General features: G+C 72.4%; 15 protein-coding genes and 2 pseudogenes. 7 read left to right on the forward strand and 10 right to left on the reverse strand.

All coding sequences use genetic code 11. The annotated features are described in order from the left end of the window. Positions 1–40: 40 nt before the first annotated feature. From AC0ZLC_RS15620 to AC0ZLC_RS15640, 5 genes and pseudogenes are all read right to left on the reverse strand, one after another. Positions 41–238, reverse strand: coding sequence for a hypothetical protein (locus tag AC0ZLC_RS15620; protein WP_476752544.1), 198 nt, complete (start codon positions 236–238; stop codon positions 41–43). A 125-nt stretch (positions 239–363) separates the two neighbouring features. Beyond that, a pseudogene (locus AC0ZLC_RS15625) lies at positions 364–897 on the reverse strand (hypothetical protein). A gap of 18 nt (positions 898–915) precedes the next feature. Then, positions 916–2541, reverse strand: a pseudogene (locus tag AC0ZLC_RS15630) (MFS transporter). A gap of 184 nt (positions 2542–2725) precedes the next feature. After that, positions 2726–5431, reverse strand: a complete 2706-nt coding sequence (locus tag AC0ZLC_RS15635) for a winged helix-turn-helix domain-containing protein (RefSeq protein ID WP_476752596.1) — start codon at positions 5429–5431, stop codon at positions 2726–2728. Positions 5432–6442: 1011 nt separating this feature from the next. After that, entirely contained in the window at positions 6443–6769 is a 327-nt protein-coding gene (locus AC0ZLC_RS15640; protein WP_476752545.1) for a carboxymuconolactone decarboxylase family protein, read from the reverse strand. Positions 6770–7063: 294 nt separating this feature from the next. Here AC0ZLC_RS15640 and AC0ZLC_RS15645 point away from each other — a divergent pair, with 294 nt between their 5' ends. Both AC0ZLC_RS15645 and AC0ZLC_RS15650 read left to right on the forward strand, forming a co-directional pair. Next, a complete protein-coding gene (locus tag AC0ZLC_RS15645) occupies positions 7064–8398 on the forward strand; it encodes a hypothetical protein (RefSeq protein ID WP_476752546.1) in 1335 nt (444 codons plus the stop codon). A gap of 206 nt (positions 8399–8604) precedes the next feature. Then, positions 8605–11823 (forward strand): tetratricopeptide repeat protein, encoded by a 3219-nt coding sequence (locus AC0ZLC_RS15650; RefSeq protein ID WP_476752547.1) that lies wholly within the window; start codon positions 8605–8607, stop codon positions 11821–11823. Positions 11824–11902: 79 nt separating this feature from the next. Here the strand turns inward: AC0ZLC_RS15650 and AC0ZLC_RS15655 are convergent, their stop codons facing one another. Further along, positions 11903–12160, reverse strand: a complete 258-nt coding sequence (locus AC0ZLC_RS15655) for a hypothetical protein (RefSeq protein WP_476752548.1) — start codon at positions 12158–12160, stop codon at positions 11903–11905. Further along, positions 12153–13034 carry a mycothiol conjugate amidase Mca gene (gene mca, locus AC0ZLC_RS15660; protein WP_476752549.1) on the reverse strand — a complete coding sequence of 294 codons (882 nt, stop codon included), beginning with the start codon at positions 13032–13034 and terminating at the stop codon, positions 12153–12155. The genes AC0ZLC_RS15655 and mca overlap by 8 nt, the downstream gene beginning before the upstream one ends. A 176-nt stretch (positions 13035–13210) precedes the next feature. Here mca and AC0ZLC_RS15665 point away from each other — a divergent pair, with 176 nt between their 5' ends. Both AC0ZLC_RS15665 and greA read left to right on the forward strand, forming a co-directional pair. Next, the gene (locus AC0ZLC_RS15665; protein WP_476752550.1) at positions 13211–13612 is read left to right on the forward strand and encodes a DUF4307 domain-containing protein; all 402 of its coding nucleotides are present in this window, start codon (positions 13211–13213) and stop codon (positions 13610–13612) included. A 206-nt stretch (positions 13613–13818) separates the two neighbouring features. Continuing rightward, positions 13819–14316: a transcription elongation factor GreA gene (gene greA, locus AC0ZLC_RS15670; protein ID WP_476752551.1), complete on the forward strand. Its 498-nt coding sequence runs from the start codon at positions 13819–13821 to the stop codon at positions 14314–14316. A 76-nt stretch (positions 14317–14392) separates the two neighbouring features. Here the strand turns inward: greA and AC0ZLC_RS15675 are convergent, their stop codons facing one another. From AC0ZLC_RS15675 to ilvA, 3 genes are all read right to left on the reverse strand, one after another. Further along, on the reverse strand, positions 14393–15250 hold the full coding sequence (locus AC0ZLC_RS15675; protein ID WP_476752552.1) for an ABC transporter permease: 858 nt from the start codon (positions 15248–15250) through the stop codon (positions 14393–14395). Next, positions 15247–16257 carry an ATP-binding cassette domain-containing protein gene (locus tag AC0ZLC_RS15680; RefSeq protein ID WP_476752553.1) on the reverse strand — a complete coding sequence of 337 codons (1011 nt, stop codon included), beginning with the start codon at positions 16255–16257 and terminating at the stop codon, positions 15247–15249. Before AC0ZLC_RS15680 ends, AC0ZLC_RS15675 begins: the two co-directional genes overlap by 4 nt. Before the next feature lie 204 nt (positions 16258–16461). Continuing rightward, a complete protein-coding gene (ilvA, locus tag AC0ZLC_RS15685; protein WP_476752554.1) occupies positions 16462–17691 on the reverse strand; it encodes a threonine ammonia-lyase in 1230 nt (409 codons plus the stop codon). A 164-nt stretch (positions 17692–17855) separates the two neighbouring features. Here ilvA and AC0ZLC_RS15690 point away from each other — a divergent pair, with 164 nt between their 5' ends. From AC0ZLC_RS15690 to AC0ZLC_RS15700, 3 genes are all read left to right on the forward strand, one after another. Further along, positions 17856–18362 (forward strand): MarR family winged helix-turn-helix transcriptional regulator, encoded by a 507-nt coding sequence (locus AC0ZLC_RS15690; protein ID WP_476752555.1) that lies wholly within the window; start codon positions 17856–17858, stop codon positions 18360–18362. 431 nt (positions 18363–18793) lie between these two features. After that, the gene (locus tag AC0ZLC_RS15695) at positions 18794–19291 is read left to right on the forward strand and encodes a sigma factor-like helix-turn-helix DNA-binding protein (protein WP_476752556.1); all 498 of its coding nucleotides are present in this window, start codon (positions 18794–18796) and stop codon (positions 19289–19291) included. Continuing rightward, the gene (locus AC0ZLC_RS15700; RefSeq protein WP_476752557.1) at positions 19288–19536 is read left to right on the forward strand and encodes a hypothetical protein; all 249 of its coding nucleotides are present in this window, start codon (positions 19288–19290) and stop codon (positions 19534–19536) included. The genes AC0ZLC_RS15695 and AC0ZLC_RS15700 overlap by 4 nt, the downstream gene beginning before the upstream one ends. Positions 19537–19538: the final 2 nt, after the last annotated feature.

Raw genomic sequence — 19538 nt, forward strand, 5'->3', positions numbered from 1 at the left:
GTTCGCCCGGAGGGACCACGCCCAGTCCCGTCCCGTCCCGTCACTCCGGCAGCTGGCGCATCTCCAGGACCCGCAGTCCCAGTGACTGACAGCGTGCCAGCAGTCCGTAGAGGTGCGCTTCGTCCACGACGGGGCCGAACAGGATGGTCTGGCCGGACATCACCACGTGGCCCAGCTCCGGAAACGCCTTGGCCAGCGTTTCCGACAGGTGTCCCTCGACTCGGATCTCGTAGCGCACGAGCTGTCCTTCCGTGGACTGCTTCGGCCAGGCGGACGGCGCCCTTCCCTGCGACCGTGCGCCTCCGTGCTCCGTCGGACCTCACCCGGTACAGGTGACCGGCGCCCGGCGACCGACGACACGGATCAGTGCGTCAGAAGGATCTTGAGAGCGATGATCAGTAGGCCGAGCAGCAGGTTGACCGTCGCGGTGGCGGCCATGAGTCGCGGCGAAGCACCGGCGCGGCGTGCCGCGGCCACGGACCAGCCCACCTGGCCGGCCACCGCGACGCACAGAGCCAGCCAGAGGGCACCCCGCACGTCCAGCCCCAGGAGCGGGCTGACCGCCACCGCGACGGCCGGCGGGACGGCGGCCTTGACGATCGGTCACTCGTCAAGGCACACGTGCAGCACGACCCGGCGGTTGAGAGCCTGTTGTGCCAGGCGCGCCCCGAACAGCTGGGCATGCACGTGCGCGATCCAGAACACCACTCCGGTGAGCAACAGCAGCAGCACCAGCTCGGTGCGGGGGAACGAGCCCAGGGAGCCCGCGCCGATCACCACGGAGGCCGCCAGCATGGATCCGTAGACGCCGCCCGTGTAGTCCGCGCGGGCCCGACGTTCGGCACGGTGCGCCCCGCGGGGCGTGGCCGGGCCGGTCGTGGCTCTGGTCATGGGCATGGGTGACTCCCTCACTTCTCAGCGCGTCGATCCGGCCGCTCCGGCAGGGGCTTCGGCGTCCGGCTGCCGCGGCCCGCCGGCCCGGGCGATCGGCAGGTGCGGCGTGACCAGGAAACTGGCGAGAGCGATGCCGCCCGTGGCCAGGATCGCCGCCTTCAGGCCGTTCAGCTGCGCGGCGGCGTAGGAGTCCGCGACGGCGTCGGCCTCGGACGGCGGCAGGCCGGCCCGCTCGGCCGCCGAGCGCACCTGATCGGTGGGGACGAACGTGATCCCGGCCTCGAGGGCGACACCGACCTGATCACGGGTTTGTGCGGACAGCCGGGGGTTGTCCGCCACCTGCGTGGTGAAGGCGTGGGCCAGCGCACCGATGAGGATCGACCCGATGAGGGCGGTACCCAGCGCCGAGCCCAGATTCTGTGCCGTGAACTGGAGCCCCCCGGCCTCACTGCGTTCCTGCTCGCCGACGCTGGACTGGACGACGTTTCCCAGCTGCGAGGCGAGCAGGCCGACGCCCACGCCCAGCAGGGCCATGGCCGGCGAACTGCGCGTCGTCGATGACCGGGTCGATGGTGGCCAGCAGCCACGCGATGGCCGCCGCCAGGGTCACCAGGGCAAGCCGGACCACCCTGCGCGGCCCCCACAGCCGGCCGAGCGCCGACGCGGACAGGGAGGTCACGAGCATGGTGACGGACACGGGGAGCAGGCGCAGGCCCGTTTCGAACGCGTTGAACCCCTGAACCACCTGGAGGTACAGCGGGATGGTGAAGAACAGCCCCAGCAGGATGAGGTTCTGGCTCAGCAGGGTCAGCAGGCCGGACCGCAGGACGGGCCTGCCCAGCAGGGACAGATGCACGAGGGGGTCGGCGCCCTGTTCGTCGCGCCGCCGCTCCCAGTACCGGAAGACGGCCAGGACGGTTGCCCCCGCGCCGACGACGAACAGCGTCGGGGCGAAGCCGAGGACGGTGAAGGGAGGGTTGCGCGGCTGAACCCATCCCCAGGTGCTGCTCTGCAGCACCCCGAGCACGCAGAGCCCCAGTCCGGTCGCGGAGAGTACCGCGCCGACCCAGTCCAGCCGGGGACGCCGACCGGTCGGGGCGGGCGTCGTGATCACGCGCCGGCACAGCAGGACGGCCACGACGACCACGACCTCGCCCGCGAAGACCAGCCGCCAGCTGAGGTACGTCGTCACCCAGCCGCCCAGCAGCGGGCCGACCGCGATCCCCGCGCCGGCGAGCCCGCCGATGACGGAGTAGGCGACGGCTCGGTCCCGCCCGCGGTACGACTCCGCGACGAGGGCGGCCATGGCAGGCAGCACCATGGCGGCTCCGAGTCCCTCGATGACCGACCAGCCCAGGGTGAGGACCCCCAGCGTGGGCGCCACGGCGGTCAGGGCCGACCCGGCGCCGTAGACGACGAGCCCCAGCAGGAACATGCGGCGCCGCCCCAGGATGTCCCCGAACCTGCCGCCGATGATCATGAAGGCCGCCATGACCAGTGCGTACAGAGTGATGACGGCCTGGATGGCAGTGACCTCCGTGTCGAAGTCCTCGACCAGCTGGCTGATGGACACGTTCATGACGGAGGTGTCCAGACCATCAGGAACTGGGCAGTACCCAGGACGATCAGAGCCCGCCAGTGCTTCACCCTGTCCACCTCGCTCAGTCTGCCCGGTAACCCACGGACGCCGGCCGGGGCGGCGGCCGGCACACGCCTGCCGCCCCTCCCATCGCATCCGAAGCACGCGCTTCCCGCCTCACCCGCCACGGGGGAGGGGCTGGGTCCCGTGATGTCCTGCCGGCGGGGCGCCGACCGCACTCATGACGTGCGTTCACAGGATCCCGAGGTCGCGCGCGCGGCGCACCGCGTCGTTTCTCCGGTTCACCGCCAGCTTCCGGTACACGCTCTTGAGGTGGGTTTTCACCGTGTTCACCGACACGTAGAGGTCGGCGGCGATCTCCTCCGTCGACATCATCCGGGCCAGCCGCTCCAGGACCTCGCGCTCGCGTCCGCTGAGCTCCACCGCGACGGGGGGCGGGGGTTGTGGGCCGGGCTGCTCCCCGCGTCGCGGCGGGCCGGGCGTGAGCCAGCCCGCTGCCAGTTCGTGCAGCGGAGCCGTGGCCAGGAGAGGCCGGATCCACGTTCCGGCATCGAGGAACGGACGCCGCAGCCGCTCCCGACGGGCGTCGAGGAGCGCCTGCGCCACGAGCCTGCGGGCGGTGGTGGTGTCTCCCGCCCGCTCCGCGGCCTGAGCCCTCACCAGCGCTGCCCTCACGGTCACCGCCGGACCCGTCCTGCCCCGGGTGTGGATGCTGTCGAGCAGGTCCATGGCCGCCTCGGGACGACCTGCGGCGAGCTGGATCGCCGCGGCCTCCACCGCACACGCCGGCTGGTCACCCGACACGTCCTTGAGCATCTCGGCGGCTTCGTCCGGCCGTCCTTCGGCCAGGTGGACGGCGGAGGCGACGAGCGCCTCATGGCCTGCCGCCCAAGGGGAGGCCACAGCGGCGGAGACGTCCGCATGCGCCGCCTCGACGGCGGCTCGTGTCTTGCCCCTGACCAGCAGCAGGCGAGCCGTGGCGAGGGCTCGCCCCGCCGCCGGCACCGGATCCCGCGCTTCCGACGGGAGCCGGGCCGTCTCGTCGAGGAGGGCCTGGGCCCGGTCCAGCTCATGGCGGTCGACGGCCACGGCGGCCAGGACCAGCCGTCCGAGGCAGCAGCCGGACGGCTGGGGCAGACCGACCCGCTCCGTCTCGGACACCGCCGCCAGGGCCCTGCGCTCCGCCCGCCCGAGCCAGCCGTTGAGGTAGTCCAGCAGCGCGAGGTGCCCCATCGACTCCTCCCGGGGCAGCAGGGTGGCGTCGTCGCCGGGAGCGCCGGCCACGGTGGTCAGAGCAGCGCGCGCCTCCTCGAAACGCCCCGCCCACAGAAGCGCCGATCCCACGTGGGTCAGCAGCAGGGCGGGGAGTTCGGGATGCTCCGCCAGGAGCTGCGCCGGGACTTCCCTCCGCAGCTCATCGGCCGCTCGGGCGGCCTTCTCGGCCCGTGGGGCACATCCGGTCAGCCGGGCGGCCAGGGCCTCCAGCAGTGCGCAGCACAGCCGGGCGGCCGCCCGGTCGGGCGTCACGTCGGGCGCCGGTTCGAACGCTTCGGGGGCCAGCCGCTCCTCGGCGCGGCGCAGGCGGGCCAGACCCCGGTCGACGTCGCACCGGGCCAGGTCGCGGGCCGCACGCACGAGGTCCGTGGCGGGGCTCCTGGCCTCGGGCCCCATGTGGGAGAACAACTCGGCCAGGTCGCCCGAGCGCAGGCCGGTGAAGAGCTGGCCGATCGCCAGGTCGTCCATGAGGGCACCGGCGGCGAAGTCCCAGTCGCCCGCGGCGGCGCCGTGGGCGAGTGTCTCCGGCAGGAATCCGGAACGACGCAGCCATCGCGCGGCCCGCCGGTGGAGTTCCGGCTCCAGCCCGGGCAGGCGCTCGCGCAGATGGGCCCGGAGTATCTCCCCGAACAGCGGGTGGAGGCGGTACCACGAGCGCCCGAGGTGCTCGGCGAACGCGTTCGCGCGGTGCAGCCCGGCGAGAAGCGGCTCGGCGTCGGTCCGGCCGGTCAGCGCGTTGGCCAGCTCGGGACAGAAACGCTCCAGGACGCTGACCCGCAGCAGCAGGTCCTGTGTCTCCTCCGTCTGCCTGTTGAGGACCTCGGCCAGCAGGAAGTCCGCGATGGTACTCCGGTCCGCCTCGAACTCCTTCAGGTAGGCCTCCGGGTCGGCGCTCTCCCGAGCGGCCAGGGCGGACAGGCGCAAGCCGGCGGCCCAGCCCCGCGTGCGGTCCACCAGGGCCCGCGCGGCGTGGACCGGAAGGCTCAGACCGTGCAGCTCCAGCAGCACGACGGCCTCCTCGGGGGTGAAGGCCAGCCCGGCGGCGCGAATCTCCGTCAGCTGGCCGGCCGCCCGGTAACGGTGCAGCGGAAGCAGCGCTTCGGTGCGGGTGACGATGACGAGGTGCAGTCCCCGTCCGGCGTGGTGCAGGACGAACTCCAGCTGCTCCGCGACCTCCGGAGCGGTCACGCGGTCGTACTCGTCGAGCACGAGGACCACGGGCCGACCGCAATCGTTCAGCTCGGCGGCGAGCGCGGCCAGAAGCCTGCCATCCACCCGGGACGCGTCCGCCGGGAACACGACCGGGCCGGGCGGCAGCGCACCGCAGGCGCGCAGGGCCTGAACGACGTACGCCCAGAACACTCCGGGACGCCGGTCCCCCTCTTCAACGGTGAGCCAGGCGACCGGTGGCCGCAGTCCGTCGGCCCAGTCGGCGGCCAGCAGGGTCTTGCCGGCTCCGGCCGGCCCGTTGAGCAGCGTCAGCGGTGTCCCAAGAGCCTGGTCGAGATGGTCGACGAGCCGCTGCCGCCGCAGGAACGTGGCGGGCCTCGCCGGGAGGGCGAACCTGGTACGCAGAAACGGGTCTCCGAGGGGATCGGCGCACGGTACGGCAGGAACGATCGGAACGGACGGCCCTCGGTCGTCCTCGTAGGTCTCGGCTATGGCGCTCACCACCCCTGTCCGTCAGGACCACGTCACGGGCAGCACTCTCTTCCCCCAGCATGTCAGTGCTCCTGCCCAGGCGCGCGGCGCACCGCGGCACCGGCCCGTTCACCAGCCCTCGTGTCCCTGCCGTGGACCGCCGCGGTCGCGGCGGAGGCGTCGCCGGGGAGGGGACCGAGCCCGGGTGGCCCCTTCCTGCGACGGCCGGCGCGACGAGCAGTACCACCAGCACCACGGCTGTGCCCGCGGCCGGAGTCGTGGGCACGACGCGGTGCGACCGCTCCGGTTCACCCGCGCCGGGTGAGGCGGCAGCCGTGGCACCGGCGAACACACTCCGTGCTCTTCCGCGGCCCGGGGACGGACCTGCACCTGCAGTCCACCACCGGTGTCGCGCTCCTCGCGGACCGGCAACGACATCACCGCCCGCTTCACCCTGTTCGCCGGCCAGGCGGCCGCGGTAGTGCTGACCAGCACGGCAAGCGGCGATCCCGCCCCACCCCGCCCCTCCCTGCAAGGGGTCGCCGACACGCTTGAGACGTGCCGCACCTTCGCTCATCGCCGCCGCCACCATGGGGCTGCCGGAGCAGATCGGTGGTGAGCGCAACTGGGACTACCGCTACACGTGGATCCGTGACCCGTGACGCGTCGCTGTCCGTCAGGGCGCTGATCGACCTGGGCTTCCACGAGTAGGCGCAGGCCTTCCGCCGCTGGCTGCGCGAGCGCATCGAGACCAAGGACACGGCCTCGGCGGACCTCTGCAGATCATGCACCGGGTGGACGGTGACCCCCACCTGACCGAAGAGACCCTGAACCACCTGGAGGGTTATCTGGGGTCTCGTCCGATCCGCGCGGGCAACGCGGCGTCCGGCCAGCTCAGCTCGACATCTACGGTGAGGCGTCGGACGCGCTCAGCCCTCCTGCCCCGGGAAACGGGGCCCCGGAACACACGTGGCTCCCGGACCCCGGCCCCGACGCCCCGTCCGTGACTCGACGCCGGGCGGGCGTCCGCTCTCAGCCCTGGGACCCGATCTCGGCATCGGCCACGGCGATCGCGATGCCGAGTGCGGTGGCGATGTTGCCCGCTGCCGTCATGACGCGGGCGGTGCCCACGATGGGCGCGATGGCGACCAGGACGTCCTGCAGTCGGTCGGCGGTCAGGCCGGCGTCGAGAGCGGGGTTGATATGGGCCGCGTAGGAGGCGGGTGGGGCATCGGAGGCGACGAGTGCCGCGATGCGCGTCAGGATGAGCATGTCCGGGGCCAGCCCGCATCGCTCCAACGAGTCGGCCGTCATGGCGGCGAGGGTGTCCAGGACAGGGGTTTCGGACGCAGTGGACATGTCGCATGCCCTTCTGGTGGGTTTCGGAACCGAGGGATGTACGAGGCGGAAGGGACGGAGTTCCGCGAGCTCGGGACTTCTCCTCAACCCTAGAACCCATCCGGCTTCCGCGCATGGACGCGCCGGAGCCGCACCGTTCGCAGGGCCCCGGCCGCCCGGCCGTGAGGATGTCCGGAGGCGGCCGGCCCCGGGGGGTGAGCGCGTCTCGCCCGTACGGCCCACCAGGGCGGGCCGTCCGGGCGGGAAGCGGCGGAAATGGAGGCAGGCCAACCCCCCAGGAGCCCCGGAGCACCCATGACCAGCTCGCACCAGCCGCCCGAGCCTGCTGCCGTCCCGGAGGCGGGCGGGGGTGACGCGAAGGAGAGCGGGCCGGCGCACGGCTCGGCCCCGCGGATCATGCGGAAGACCGCCTCGGCGGTGCTCATCGTGCTCACCTGCGTCCTCGTGCCGGTCGCGCTTCTCACGGTGTGGGTGCACGACATCGCGCTGGACACCGACCGATACGTGGAGACGGTCTCACCGCTGGCCTCGGATCCCGCGATCGAGGCCGCGGCGGTCAGACGCATCACCCATGCCGCGGATGTCCAGGTGGACGGCAGTCAAGCAGCCTCGGACATCGCCGCGTGGCTGCGGTCACAGGGGCTGCCGACCCGCGCCGCACAGGCCGTGGAGGGACTGGGCCCACAGCTCGACTCCGCGGTCAACAGCACGGTCGAGAAGGTCGCGACCCGCTTCGTGCGGAGCGACCGCTTCGAGCGGATCTGGACGAACGCCAACCGGGCCGCCCACACCTCCGTCGTGCACGCGCTCACCGGCGAGGGCCGCGGCGCCGTGGGCGTGGACGACGGGACGGTCACCCTCGACGTCGGCGAAGCCGTCGACCAGGTCAAACAGGCGCTCGTGGACGCCGGGCTGTCCCCGGCCGCCAAGATCCCCGAGGTCGACAAGCAGATGGTCCTCTTCCAGTCCGACCAGTTGGAGAAGATCCGCAAGGGCGCTCATTTGCTGGACGTGGTCGGGAACTGGCTTCCCGTACTCGTCGTGGTGATCGGCGCGGCCGGCGTGCTGCTGGCACACCGACGCCGCCGCGCCCTGGCCCGTACGGCTCTCGGCGCCGCCTTCGCCTGCCTGGTCGTGGCCGTCGTCCTCATCGTCGCCCGCCGTTACTACCTGGACCACCTCCCGCCCCAGGTCCAGTCGGAAGCCGCCGCGGCAGCCGTCTTCGACACCCTGGTGCACTTCCTGCGGGTCAGCCTGCGCACGGCGATCGTGCTCGGTGCGGTCGTCGCGCTCGGCGCCTACCTGATCGGCCCCGGACGACTCCCGCGCGCTGTCCGGGGTACCTCCGAACGCGCGGCCGGCTCCGCGGCGCAGTGGGCCTACGCCCGCCAGGTCCGCACCGGCCGGGTGGGGACCTGGACCCAGGCCCACCGCCGGTGGATCGCCGTGGCCGCCCTGCTGATCGTGGCCCTGCTCTTCGCGCTCTGGAACCACCCGACGGCCCTGACCATCCTGCTGCTGGTCATCATCCTGCTCGCCGTACTCGCGCTGCTCGCCCTCCTCGCCGCGACCGGCCGCGCCACCGCTGATGCCGAGCGGGCGACCCAGCGGCCGGAGGGCGGCGACTGAACGGTTCGACGACCGTGTCACCCCGCTGCCCCGTCGGACATTCCGGCATTTCGGCATGTCAGCAATTCGCTCGACAGTCACACAAATGATCGAGTGGCCTCCAGCTCACCGCGATCGAGCGGATCCGGTGATCGGTCCCCTGTCGCTCCCGCCCCGTACCAAGGACACTCATACGCACAGGAGTTGCCGCCGGAGGGGGACATCAGATGCGGGACAGCCATCGGGCGGAGGCCGAGCGGCTGTTGAGCCGTGCCGTGGAGGAGGAGGTGCGGCGGTCGGGCGGGCGCACCGACGGAGCCGTGCTGCTGTCGCGGGCGCGCGGTGAGCTGGACGCCATGGCCCGGACGGCCGCGGAGGAGTACGAGGCGTACACCCGCGCGCTCGACGAGGCGGCGGCGGACGGGTCGACCTTCGGGCAGCGGTACGCCCGGGCGGGCGCCGGCTCGGCGGTGCTCGTCGCGGGCGTCGCCGCGCTGGCGGCCTGCGTCGCCGACCTGGCGCTGGGTACCGGCGCGGGGACCGCCCTGGGCGCCGGGGCCGTGGCAGGCGCGGCCGGGGCGGCGGTCACCGTGGCGAAGGTGACCGCCTCGCATCTGCCCGCGGCGAGCCGCAGCGCGGGCGCCCGGAACCAGCCGGGCGGCGCCGAACAGCTGCGTCTGCAGTGGCTGACCGCCCTGGAGATACGCGGGATCCGGCCCTTTCTCGACCAGCAGCGGGTGCTCAGCGCGTCCGCCGGGGCCAAGCAGGGGGCGCCGCAGCTGCGGCGCACGGACAAGAGCGCCGCCGCCCGCAGGCGCACGGTCCTGGACCAGTCCTTCGCTCAACTGCCGGAGCGGGACCCGGTGTTCACCGGGCGCAGGCAGGAGCTTTCGCGGGTGGCGCAGTGGGTGCACGCGGCCCGGGCGAGTACGGAGACCAAGCCGACGGTCGTGGTGCTGCACGGCGCCCCCGGCTCCGGCCGCAGCACCCTGGCGGTGCGGGTGGCGCACGAGCTCAGGGACCAGTTCCGGGGCGCGTGCGTGGTGGACCTGCGGGGCGACAGCGGGGAGGAGTCACCGCTGTCCACGCGCGACGCGCTGCTGCATCTGCTGAACCGGCTGGGGGCGCCGCGCGAGCAGCTGCTGTTCCGGGAGCGGTCTTCGGCGGACCAGCAGGTGAGACGGCTGAGCGAGCTGTACCACCAGCATCTGACGGGGCTGCCGGTCACGATCGTGCTGGACGACGCGTCCGACGCCGAACAGGTCCGCACCCTGGTCCCGGAGCGGTCGGACAGCCTGGTGCTGGTCACCGCCCGCACCCCCCTCACGCTGCCCGCGGATCTGGCCGCCTGGGTGCACCATCTCCCGCTGGAGGCGCTGGAGGCCGGCAGCGCCGAGGAACTGCTGAACGCGGCGGCGCAGGACCCGTCGGGGCCGTACGACGCCGAGTCCTGCGACCGCGTCCGGGAGCTGTGCGGCGGCCTGCCGCTGGCGCTGCGCATCGCGGGCTCCTCCCTCGGTCCGCGCACCGCGCGCCAGCTGGCCACGGACCTCGGGGCGTACGGTCCGGTCGAGCCGGTCGAGCGGGTCCTGTGGCTGCGCTACACCGACCAGCCGGAGACGGCCAGGCGGCTGCTGCGGCGGCTGGCGCTGGCGGGGCGTGCCTCGCTGGGCGCGGCCGCGGCGGCGTCACTGCTCGCGACGGACGAGCAGGACGCGACCCGTCAGCTGGCCGCGCTCACGCGGGCGGGCCTGATCGGGCACGTGCGCGGCAGCCGCTACCGCCTGCACGACGTCGTGCGGAATTTCGCGCAGGCGCGTCTGCTGGACGAGGAGGATCCGGCCGAGCGGACGGCGGCGCAGGAGCGGCTGATCGTGAACTACGGGGAGCTGGCCGACTCGGTGATCCGCCTGGTCGACGGGAAGACGTCGACGCGTGCGGACTCCGCGTTCCATTCCAGTGCGGTCGGCCCGCACGGCTTCACCTCGCTCGACGCGGCGCTGCGCTGGCTGGACGACGAGTCGAGCTTCATCACGGCGACGCTGCGCCACGCGGAGGGCGTGAACCAGGCGGCCGTGCTCAATCTGCTGGGCGCGCTGTGCGACTACTGCCTGCTGCGCGGTGACCTGTACCGCCTGGGCGAGATCAGCGAGCTGACCCAGGCAGTGGACCAGGGGCTGCTGGTGCGCTCGGCGCAGTGGCGCACGGGTATCGCGGCCCGTCAGCTCGGTGAGCTGGACAAGGCGCGGACGACGCTGTCCTCGGTCGTGGACCTGTACTTCGAGGCGCATCACGACGCGGGTGCGGCCCGCGCGCTCTGCTCCCTGGGGATCACGCTGCACCACCAGGGCAATCTGACGGAGGCGGCGGCGCGGCTCCAGGAGGCCATGGATCTCCAGGCCGCGCCGGAGCTGGCGGGTGACCGGGCGTGGACGATGCACGCCCTGGCGGCGGTGGAACGCGACCGCGCCCGGCTGTCCGCAGCGCTGGACCTGCTCACCGAGGCGCTGGTGCTGCACCGGGAGAGCGAGTCGGTGCACGGCGAGGCGTGGGCGCACTTCCAGCTCGGTCAGCTGTGGCTGCGCATGGGCGACGTTCCGCGCGCCGAGCGGGAGCTGCGGGAGGCGCTGGACCTGTACGTCCGTACGCGCGACGGCCGCGGTGAGGCGTGGGCGCTGACGCAGCTGGCCCGCGCCCGGCTCGTCGGCGGTGCTTCCTCGTCCGCGGTCGACGGTCTGCGGCAGGCGGCCTCGCGCCACCGGGACAACGAGGACGCGCGCGGCGAGGCGTGGACGGTGTACTACCTGGGCCAGGCGCTGGAGGAGACGGGGGATCTGGATCAGGCCGTGCGTGAGCTGGAGCGGTCCCGCACGATGTTCTCCCGGATGCGGGACGTGTACGGCCTGGCCTGCGCCCGTCATCACTCGGCGCGGGTGACCCGCGACCAGCGGGCCGCCCAGACCGGCTCCCTGCGGAACTCGGGCTTCGCGCGGCAGCTTCTGGTGGACGCCCGCGCGGACTTCCATCGCATCGGGGTGGCCCACGGCGAGGCGTGGACGTGTCTGGAGCTGGCGGTGGTGGACGCGGGCAACGCCCGGACTCCGCAGGCGCTGTCCCTGTGCGACGAGGCGATCGGTCTGTTCACGTCGTACGGCGACCGCCGCGGCGAGGACTGGGCCCGGTTCCTGCGCTGCACGCTGCTGCCCTACGGGGCGCCGGGCGGATCCGAGATCGGCAGCGCGGTGGCGCAGGAGGAGCTGGCCCAGCTGTCCCGCTCACGGCATCCCGCCCGGGACGAAAAGCTGGACGAGTACGTCGAGGCGTACCAGCTGCTGCTGGAGCGGGGCGTCAGCCTGGAGGCGGGCTGGCAGGCCTGGCGGCTGGGCATGGTCCCCGACCGGCACGCCCGCGAGGTGATGGGCGTACCGGTGACGACGCGCCGGTAGCCCGGCGGCACCGTGCCGTCCCTCTCCCGCGCCGGAGGGGGACGGAGGGTGCGGACGGGCCGACGGGCGGCGGGTGGTCTCAGCCCTGCCGGGGCCCGGCGGCGGAGGCGCCGGGGGGCGCCTGGCCGGCGGGGGTCTCCGCCGTCTCCGGGTCCTCGAAGTCGACCTTCCGCAATTGGCGGTTCATCGACTTCATCAGGCCCCAGACGGCCAGGGCCATCACCGCGAACACGATGAAGCCGAGGACGCCGGGGGTGACCTTGTTCTCGTCGACCTCCTTGGCGAGGGAGACGAGGTTCGTCATTGCCAGGCTTGCGCTTGCGCTCATGTCAGGCATTGTCGCGGATGCCCGCAAAGAGGTCGTCCTCGGGGAGGGACGTATCGACGAGGGACTTGGCCAGCTCGTACTCCTCGGTCGGCCAGACCGCCTTCTGGAGCTCCATGGGGACCTTGAACCAGCCGCCGTCGGGGTCGATCTGCGTGGCGTGCGCGATCAGTGCCTTGTCCCGGATCTCGAAGAACTCCGCGCAGGGGATGTGCGTGGTCAGCGTGCGCTCGACGCGCTCGAACTCCGACCAGCGCTTCAGCCAGTCCCCGTACGGCGACTCCAGGCCGCGGTCCAGCATGGCCTGGTGCAGCGCCTCGGTGCGCGGGCGGTTGAAGCCCTGGTTGTAGTAGAGCTTCTGCGGCTGGTACGCCGGGCCGAACTCCGACTCCGGGTACTTCTCGGTGTCGGCCGCGCCCTCGAACGCCACCATCGAGATCGTGTGGGTCATGATGTGGTCGGGGTGCGGGTACCCGCCGTTCTCGTCGTACGTGGTGATCACCTGCGGACGGAACGAGCGGATCTGCTTCACCAGCTCGCCGGCGGCCTTGTCGACGTCCTCCAGCGCGAAGCAGCCCTCGGGGAGCGGGGGCAGCGGGTCGCCCTCGGGCAGGCCGGAGTCGACGAAGCCGAGCCACTCCTGCTCGATGCCGAGGATCTCGCGGGCCTCGTCCATCTCCTTCTTGCGTACCTCGTGGATGTGCTCCTCGATGTACTTGTCCCCCTGGAGCTTGGGGTTGAGGATGGAGCCCCGCTCCCCGCCCGTGCAGGTCACGACCAGTACGTCCACCCCTTCGGACACGTACTTCGCCATGGTGGCCGCGCCCTTGCTCGACTCGTCGTCGGGGTGGGCGTGCACGGCCATCAGTCGCAGCTGGTCAGTCAAGACTCAATCCTCAGTCAGTCGGCTGTCGCCTGGTCAAGTCGTCGGTCGGCGCCCGGCGTGGATCGGCGTGGTGGGCGGCTTCTATAGTGACGGAACAGGGGGGCGAAAAATTCCGGGGCCCGGCCCCGGGAGCCCCTGCCGGGACTTCCGCTCCGGCCCCCTGCGAGAGGACGACCATGAGTACGGCTAGCACGCGGCTGCCCGAGGGCCGGTACGGCCGCTCCGCGGACGAGCGCGCCGACCGCAGGCTCAAGGTCATCGGCTCCGTGCTGGGCGTGGCCCTGCTCGCCCTCGTCGGCTGGTTCGCGTACTACTACGTGGGCGGCAGCAGGATCAGCGCCGAGGTGATCACCTTCAGTGCCGTCTCGGACGAGGCGGTCGAGGTGCATCTGGAAGTGCGCAAGGACGCGGACGCGAGCGGTTACTGCACGCTGCGTTCGCAGAGTGCGGACGGTGCCGAGGTGGGCCGTGCGGACTTCCGCTTCGGCGGGCACTCCTCGCGCATCGACAAGGTCGTCACGCTGCGGACGACGGCCCGCGGCACCACGGCCCAGCTGCTGGGCTGTCACGCCGGCTGAGCCGGGTCCTGCCCGGCGCGCTCGGGCGACACGGCTCGCCCCGCACGGGGCGTTTCCGCAGTGACCTGCGCCGACGTTATTCTGATGCCATATGTCCTCCCCCTTCAGCCGTTGAATTGTTAGGCTCGTGGTTTCGCCCACCCGAGAAGGAACATTCTTCTGGGTAGGGCGATGCTTTGTATTCCCAGTACCTACGAGGAGCACCTGTGACCCAGACAAGCGAGAACGTCACCTGGCTGACCCAGGAGGCGTACAACCAGCTCAAGGCCGAGCTGGAGTACCTGTCTGGTCCCGCGCGCACGGAGATCGCCGCCAAGATCGCGGCAGCGCGCGAGGAGGGGGACCTGCGCGAGAACGGCGGGTACCACGCGGCGAAGGAGGAGCAGGGCAAGCAGGAGCTCCGAGTGCGCCAGCTGACCCAGCTCCTGGAGAACGCCAAGGTCGGCGAGGCTCCCGCGGCGGACGGTGCGGTCGCGCCCGGCATGGTCGTGACCATCGCCTTCGACGGTGACGAGGACGACACCCTGACGTTCCTGCTCGCTTCCCGCGAGTACGCGAGCACCGACATCGAGACGTACTCGCCGCAGTCCCCGCTGGGCTCCGGCGTGAACGGCAAGAAGGTCGGCGACCAGGCCGAGTACGAGCTGCCGAACGGCAAGCGGGCCTCGGTGAAGATCCTGAAGGCCCACCCGTACCAGGGCTGAGCCCGGCGACCACGGTCTCGACGAAGCCCCCGGCGTCCGTCGCCGGGGGCTTCGTCATGCGTGCGTCACGCCGGGGTCAGGCGGTGGCGGACCGGTACTTGCGGACCGCCAATGTGCGGAAGATCAGGATGATCAGGACGGAGTAGATCACCGAGGCGAGGACGGGGTGCTGCATCGGCCAGGCGTCGGACTGCGACTGGCCGGGGTTGGCGAAGAGCACCCGGCAGGCCTGGACGGTGGCGCTGAACGGGTTCCACTCCGCGATGTGCCGCAGCCAGGGCGTCATGTTCGAGGAGTCCACGAACGCGTTCGAGATGAACGTGACCGGGAAGAGCCAGATCAGGCCGCCGGAGGTGGCCGCCTCGGGCGTCCGCACGGAGAGGCCGATGAGGGCGCCGATCCAGGTGAACGCGTACCCGGAGAGCAGCAGCAGTGCGAAGGCGCCGAGCACCCTGGCCGCGTTCGTGTCGCCGTCGGAACCCACCCGCCAGCCGACCAGCAGGGCGACGGCGGCGAGGACGAGCAGGGTGAGCGCGGTCTGGACGAGGTCGGCGAGCGTACGCCCGGTGAGCACGGCTCCGCGGGCCATCGGCAGCGAGCGGAACCGGTCGATGAGTCCCTTGTGCATGTCGTCCGCGATGCCCGCTCCGGCGCCCGCGGTGGCGAAGGTGACCGTCTGGGCGAAGATGCCGGCCATCAGGAAGTTGCGGTAGTCGACGGCGCTGGTGCTGCCGCCGATCCGCATGGAACCGCCGAACACGTAGGAGAAGAGCACCACGAACATGACGGGCTGGATGAGCCCGAAGATCACCATTTCCGGGATGCGGGACATCCTGATCAGGTTGCGTCTGGCGATGACGAGGGAGTCCCGCACGGACCGGGTCAGGGCGTTGCTGGGAGCCGTGGGCTGCACGGCGTCGGTGGCGGCGCTCACTTGGCGGTCTCCTCGGGGTGCTTGCGGCTCTTGACGGCTCCGGCGGGCGCGGCGTCCTCCGCCCGCTCCTCGGCGAGATGGCCGGTGAGTGAGATGAACACGTCGTCCAGGGTGGGGCGGCGCAGACCGATGTCGTCGATCTCGATGCCCCGGGCGTCCAGCTCGCGGATGACCTCGGCGAGGAGCTTGGCACCGCCGGACACCGGGACGGTGAGCTTGCGGGTGTGCTCCTCGACCGCGGTCTCGCCCTTGCCGAAGCCGCGCAGCACCTCGGAGGCGGTCGCGATGTGCTCGCGGTCGTGCACCACGACCTCGACCCGCTCGCCGCCGGTCTGCGCCTTGAGCTCGTCGGAGGTGCCGCGGGCGATGACGCGGCCCTGGTCGACGACGCAGATGTCGTGCGCGAGGTGGTCGGCCTCCTCCAGGTACTGGGTGGTGAGCAGCAGCGTCGTACCCCCGGAGACCAGCTGCTTGATGACCTCCCACAGCTGCTGGCGGTTGCGCGGGTCGAGGCCGGTCGTCGGCTCGTCCATGAACATCACCGGCGGCGAGACGACCAGGGCCGCGGCCAGGTCGAGCCGGCGGCGCATACCGCCCGAGTACGTCTTGGCGGGGCGGTCGGCGGCGTCCGCGAGGCGGAACTGCTCCAGCAGCTCGGCCGCCCGCGCCTTCGCGGGCTTCGCCCGCATCTGGTACAGCTGGCCGACCATCTGGAGGTTCTCCCGGCCGGTCAGGTACTCGTCGACCGCGGCGAACTGTCCGGACAGGCCGACCGAGCGGCGCACCGCGTCGGGATGCTTGAGCACGTCGATGCCCGCGACGAGTGCCCTGCCGCTGTCGGGCCGCAGCAGGGTCGTCAGACAGCGGACGGTGGTGGTCTTGCCCGCGCCGTTCGGCCCGAGCAGGCCCAGCACGGTGCCCTCCGGGACATCGAGATCGACGCCGTCCAGAGCCTTGACGTTGCCGAAGGTCTTCACCAGGCCTTCGGCATAGATGGCGCCTGGCATGTGAGGTCTCCCAAAACGGTTGGAGAATTCCTACGGAAAGATCCTAGGTTTGCGTGGTGTGCGCCGCTCGACGGACGCGAGGTCACCCTCCTGGGCGAAAAACGTCGCGACGTACGGTCACAGGTGTGGCGAGGAACACACCATATCGCGATGTATCGCGTCTCACAACAGATTTTTCCGGCCCGGTTCCGACGGGTGCCGGCCTCAGTCGATGACCGTGTAACCCGCCGTGCGCAGCGCCCTGTTGACCTCGGCGCAGTGCTCGGGCCCCTTCGTCTCCAGGTGCAGCTCGACCTCCACCTCCGTGAGTCCGAGCCGCGGGTCGGTCCGTACGTGGCTCACGTCGAGGACGTTGGCGTCGGCCACCGACAACACCCCGAGGAGCGTCGCCAGGGCGCCCGGCCGGTCGGTCAGCCGCAGCGTGACAGCAAGATAGCGGCCCGCGGCGGCCATGCCGTGACGCAGGATGCGCTGGATCAGCAGCGGGTCCACATTGCCACCGGAGAGCACCGCGACGACCGGGCCCTCGAAGGTGCCCGGCTCACTCAGCAGCGCCGCCACCGGGCTGGCGCCGGCCGGCTCGACGACCAGCTTGGCCCGCTCCAGGCACAGCAGCAGCGCGCTGGACAGATGGTTCTCCGAGACCGTGCGCACGTCGTCCACCAGGTCGTGCACGATCCGGAACGGCACGTCGCCCGGCCGCCCGACCCTGATGCCGTCGGCCATCGTCACCGGGTTCGCGATCACCGTCGGCCGCCCGGCCGCAAGTGAGGGCGGGTACGCCGCGGCCCCCGCCGCCTGCACCCCCACGATCCGTACGTCGGGCCGCAGCGCCTTCACCGCGGTCGCGATCCCGGCGATCAGCCCGCCGCCGCCCATGCCCACGACGATCGTGCGGACCTCGGGGCACTGCTCCAGGATCTCCAGGCCGACCGTGCCCTGCCCGGCGATGATGTCGGGGTGGTCGAAGGGGTGGATGAACACGGCGCCCGTCTCGGCCGCGTACTCCTGGGCGGCGGCCAGCGTCTCGTCGACGACCTGCCCGTGCAGCCGCACCTCCGCGCCGTACTCGCGCGTGGCCGCGACCTTCGGCAGCGGGGCGCCGGAGGGCATGAACACCGTCGAGCGCACGCCGAGCAGCGAGGAGGCGAGGGCGACGCCCTGCGCGTGGTTGCCCGCGCTCGCGGCGACGACCCCGGCGGCGCGCTCCTCGGGGAGCAGGCCCGCGATCCGCACGTACGCGCCGCGCAGCTTGAAGGAGCCCGTCCGCTGGAGGTTCTCGCACTTGAGGTGCACCGGCGCGCCGACCAGCTGGGACAGGTGCCTGCTGCCCTCCATGGCGGTCACCCGCGACACGCCGGAGAGCATCTTCTGCGCCCCGCGTACGTCGTCCAGGGTCACCGTCGGCAAGGAGTCAGCCGTGCTGTAGCTCATGACCGCCAGTCTCGCAGTTCACAGCGTGCCGCTCCTCGTGTGACCACCGGGCGAGACTGGATTGCGCAGCGCCGGTACGACCCGCGTCCCGGCCGCGTACCCTGTCCCCCAGCCCAGGACCCCACGCATGAATTGAGCCCCCGGCCATGCCCACAACACCTGAAATGTCGATGGACATGACGACCGTCGGTGACACCGGTCTCCTCGACACGCTGCAGCACGAGGTCGCGGTGTTCGCCCGCCGTGCCGAACAGACCCGGCTCGGCGGCGTGGGGCAGGTGCGCAACTCGATGGACCGGGCCGCGTACCTGCTGCTCAACCGCCTCGACAAGGAAGGCCCGATGGGCGTCAAGGCGCTCGCCGCGAGCATGGGGATCGACTCCTCGACGGTCACCCGGCAGGTGGCGCCGCTCGTCGACACCGGGCTCGTCAAGCGCACCTCGCACCCCGAGGACGGGCGCGCCGTGGTGCTCCAGCTCTCCCCGCGCGGAGGGTCCCGCCTGGAGGAAGTCCGCTCGTCGAGACGTCAGTTGATGGCCGAGCTGACACACGACTGGGCGCCGGAGGAGCGCGACGCGTTCTGCACGCTCCTCACGCGCTTCAACGGCGCGCTGTCCGCCCGCCAGGCGGCGCAGGGCGGCCCGGTGGCGGAGCCGCAGCCGGGTTCCTGACCGGCGACCGGACGGCGGAGACCGCTGCCCGACCGGCGGCGTGATCACCCCGCCCGCCTCTTGCCCCGGCCCTCCCGCCGCGTACCGTCCGTTTCCGCACGCCGACCGGCCGCGGACCGTCCTCAGCGCCCGGGAGCCGATCCCGCCGCCTCGCCGCCCGCACGGGACGCCCGCCTCCTCGCCCGCACGCGCGTCCGTCTCTTCGCCTGCACGCTTGTCCGTCTCCTCTGCCGCACGCGCCCGCGTACCCGTACCCGTACGCGCGCGTGTGCGCATGTGTGCCGGACCCTTGACCCCGGGGCCGGACCTGGCCTCATATGAGAGCGGGCCCCGCCGTACACGGTCTGGCATCCCGTACGCGGCCGGGACCACCGGTCCCCTCACAGGTCCCACAGACCCCTCCGGTTCACCCCCATCAGGCGGGAGGCGCGGTGCGAGAACGGCGGGCGTTCCGTGACGCCCGCCGCGCCCGGGAGTTCGAGGCGTTCGTCGCGGGCGCGGCGGGGCGGCTGCTGCATGCCGCCACCCTGCTCACCGCGGAGCCCCCGGAGGCCAACCCCCGCGCGCGGCGCCTGCTGACCCAGGCCCTGGCCCTCACGTACGCCCGCTGGGACCGGCTGCGCGGCGAGGACCCGTACGACCGCGCCCGCCAGGAGCTGGCCGTCCGCTTCGCGCGCGGGGCCTGGCACCGGTACGGCGCTCTCGGCCGGGCCCGGCCCGATCCCGGGAGCGTGCTCGCGCGCCTGTCGCCGCAGGAGCGGCTGATCCTGGTCCTGCGGCTGTACGAGGGTGTCGCCGAGGAGCAGACGGCCGCCCTGCTCGGCCTGCCCGCCGAGCGTGTCCGGGCGATCTGCGCCCGCGCGACGGCGACCCTGCTGCATCCGCCGCGCGGACCGGCACCGGCCCTGGCAGAGGTGGCGCCGTCGTGAACCTGCCCGAGCGGGAGGCGGCCGTACGGCGGCTGCTGGAGCAGACACCGCCCCCGGTGCCGCCCGGCCTGTACCCGGACGTCGTCCGGCGCGGCGGACGGATGCTGCGGCGCCGCACCGCCGCCCGTCGGCTGCTGTGGCTGCTGCTGCTCGCGGCGGCCGTCGCCTTCGTGGTCTGGGCGTCGACCGCCCGGCCCTGGGTGGAGCCGCCGTCGGACACGACCCCACCCCTCACCGGCTGGTGAGC

Source organism: Streptomyces sp. GLSS-08 (genome assembly GCF_056387915.1).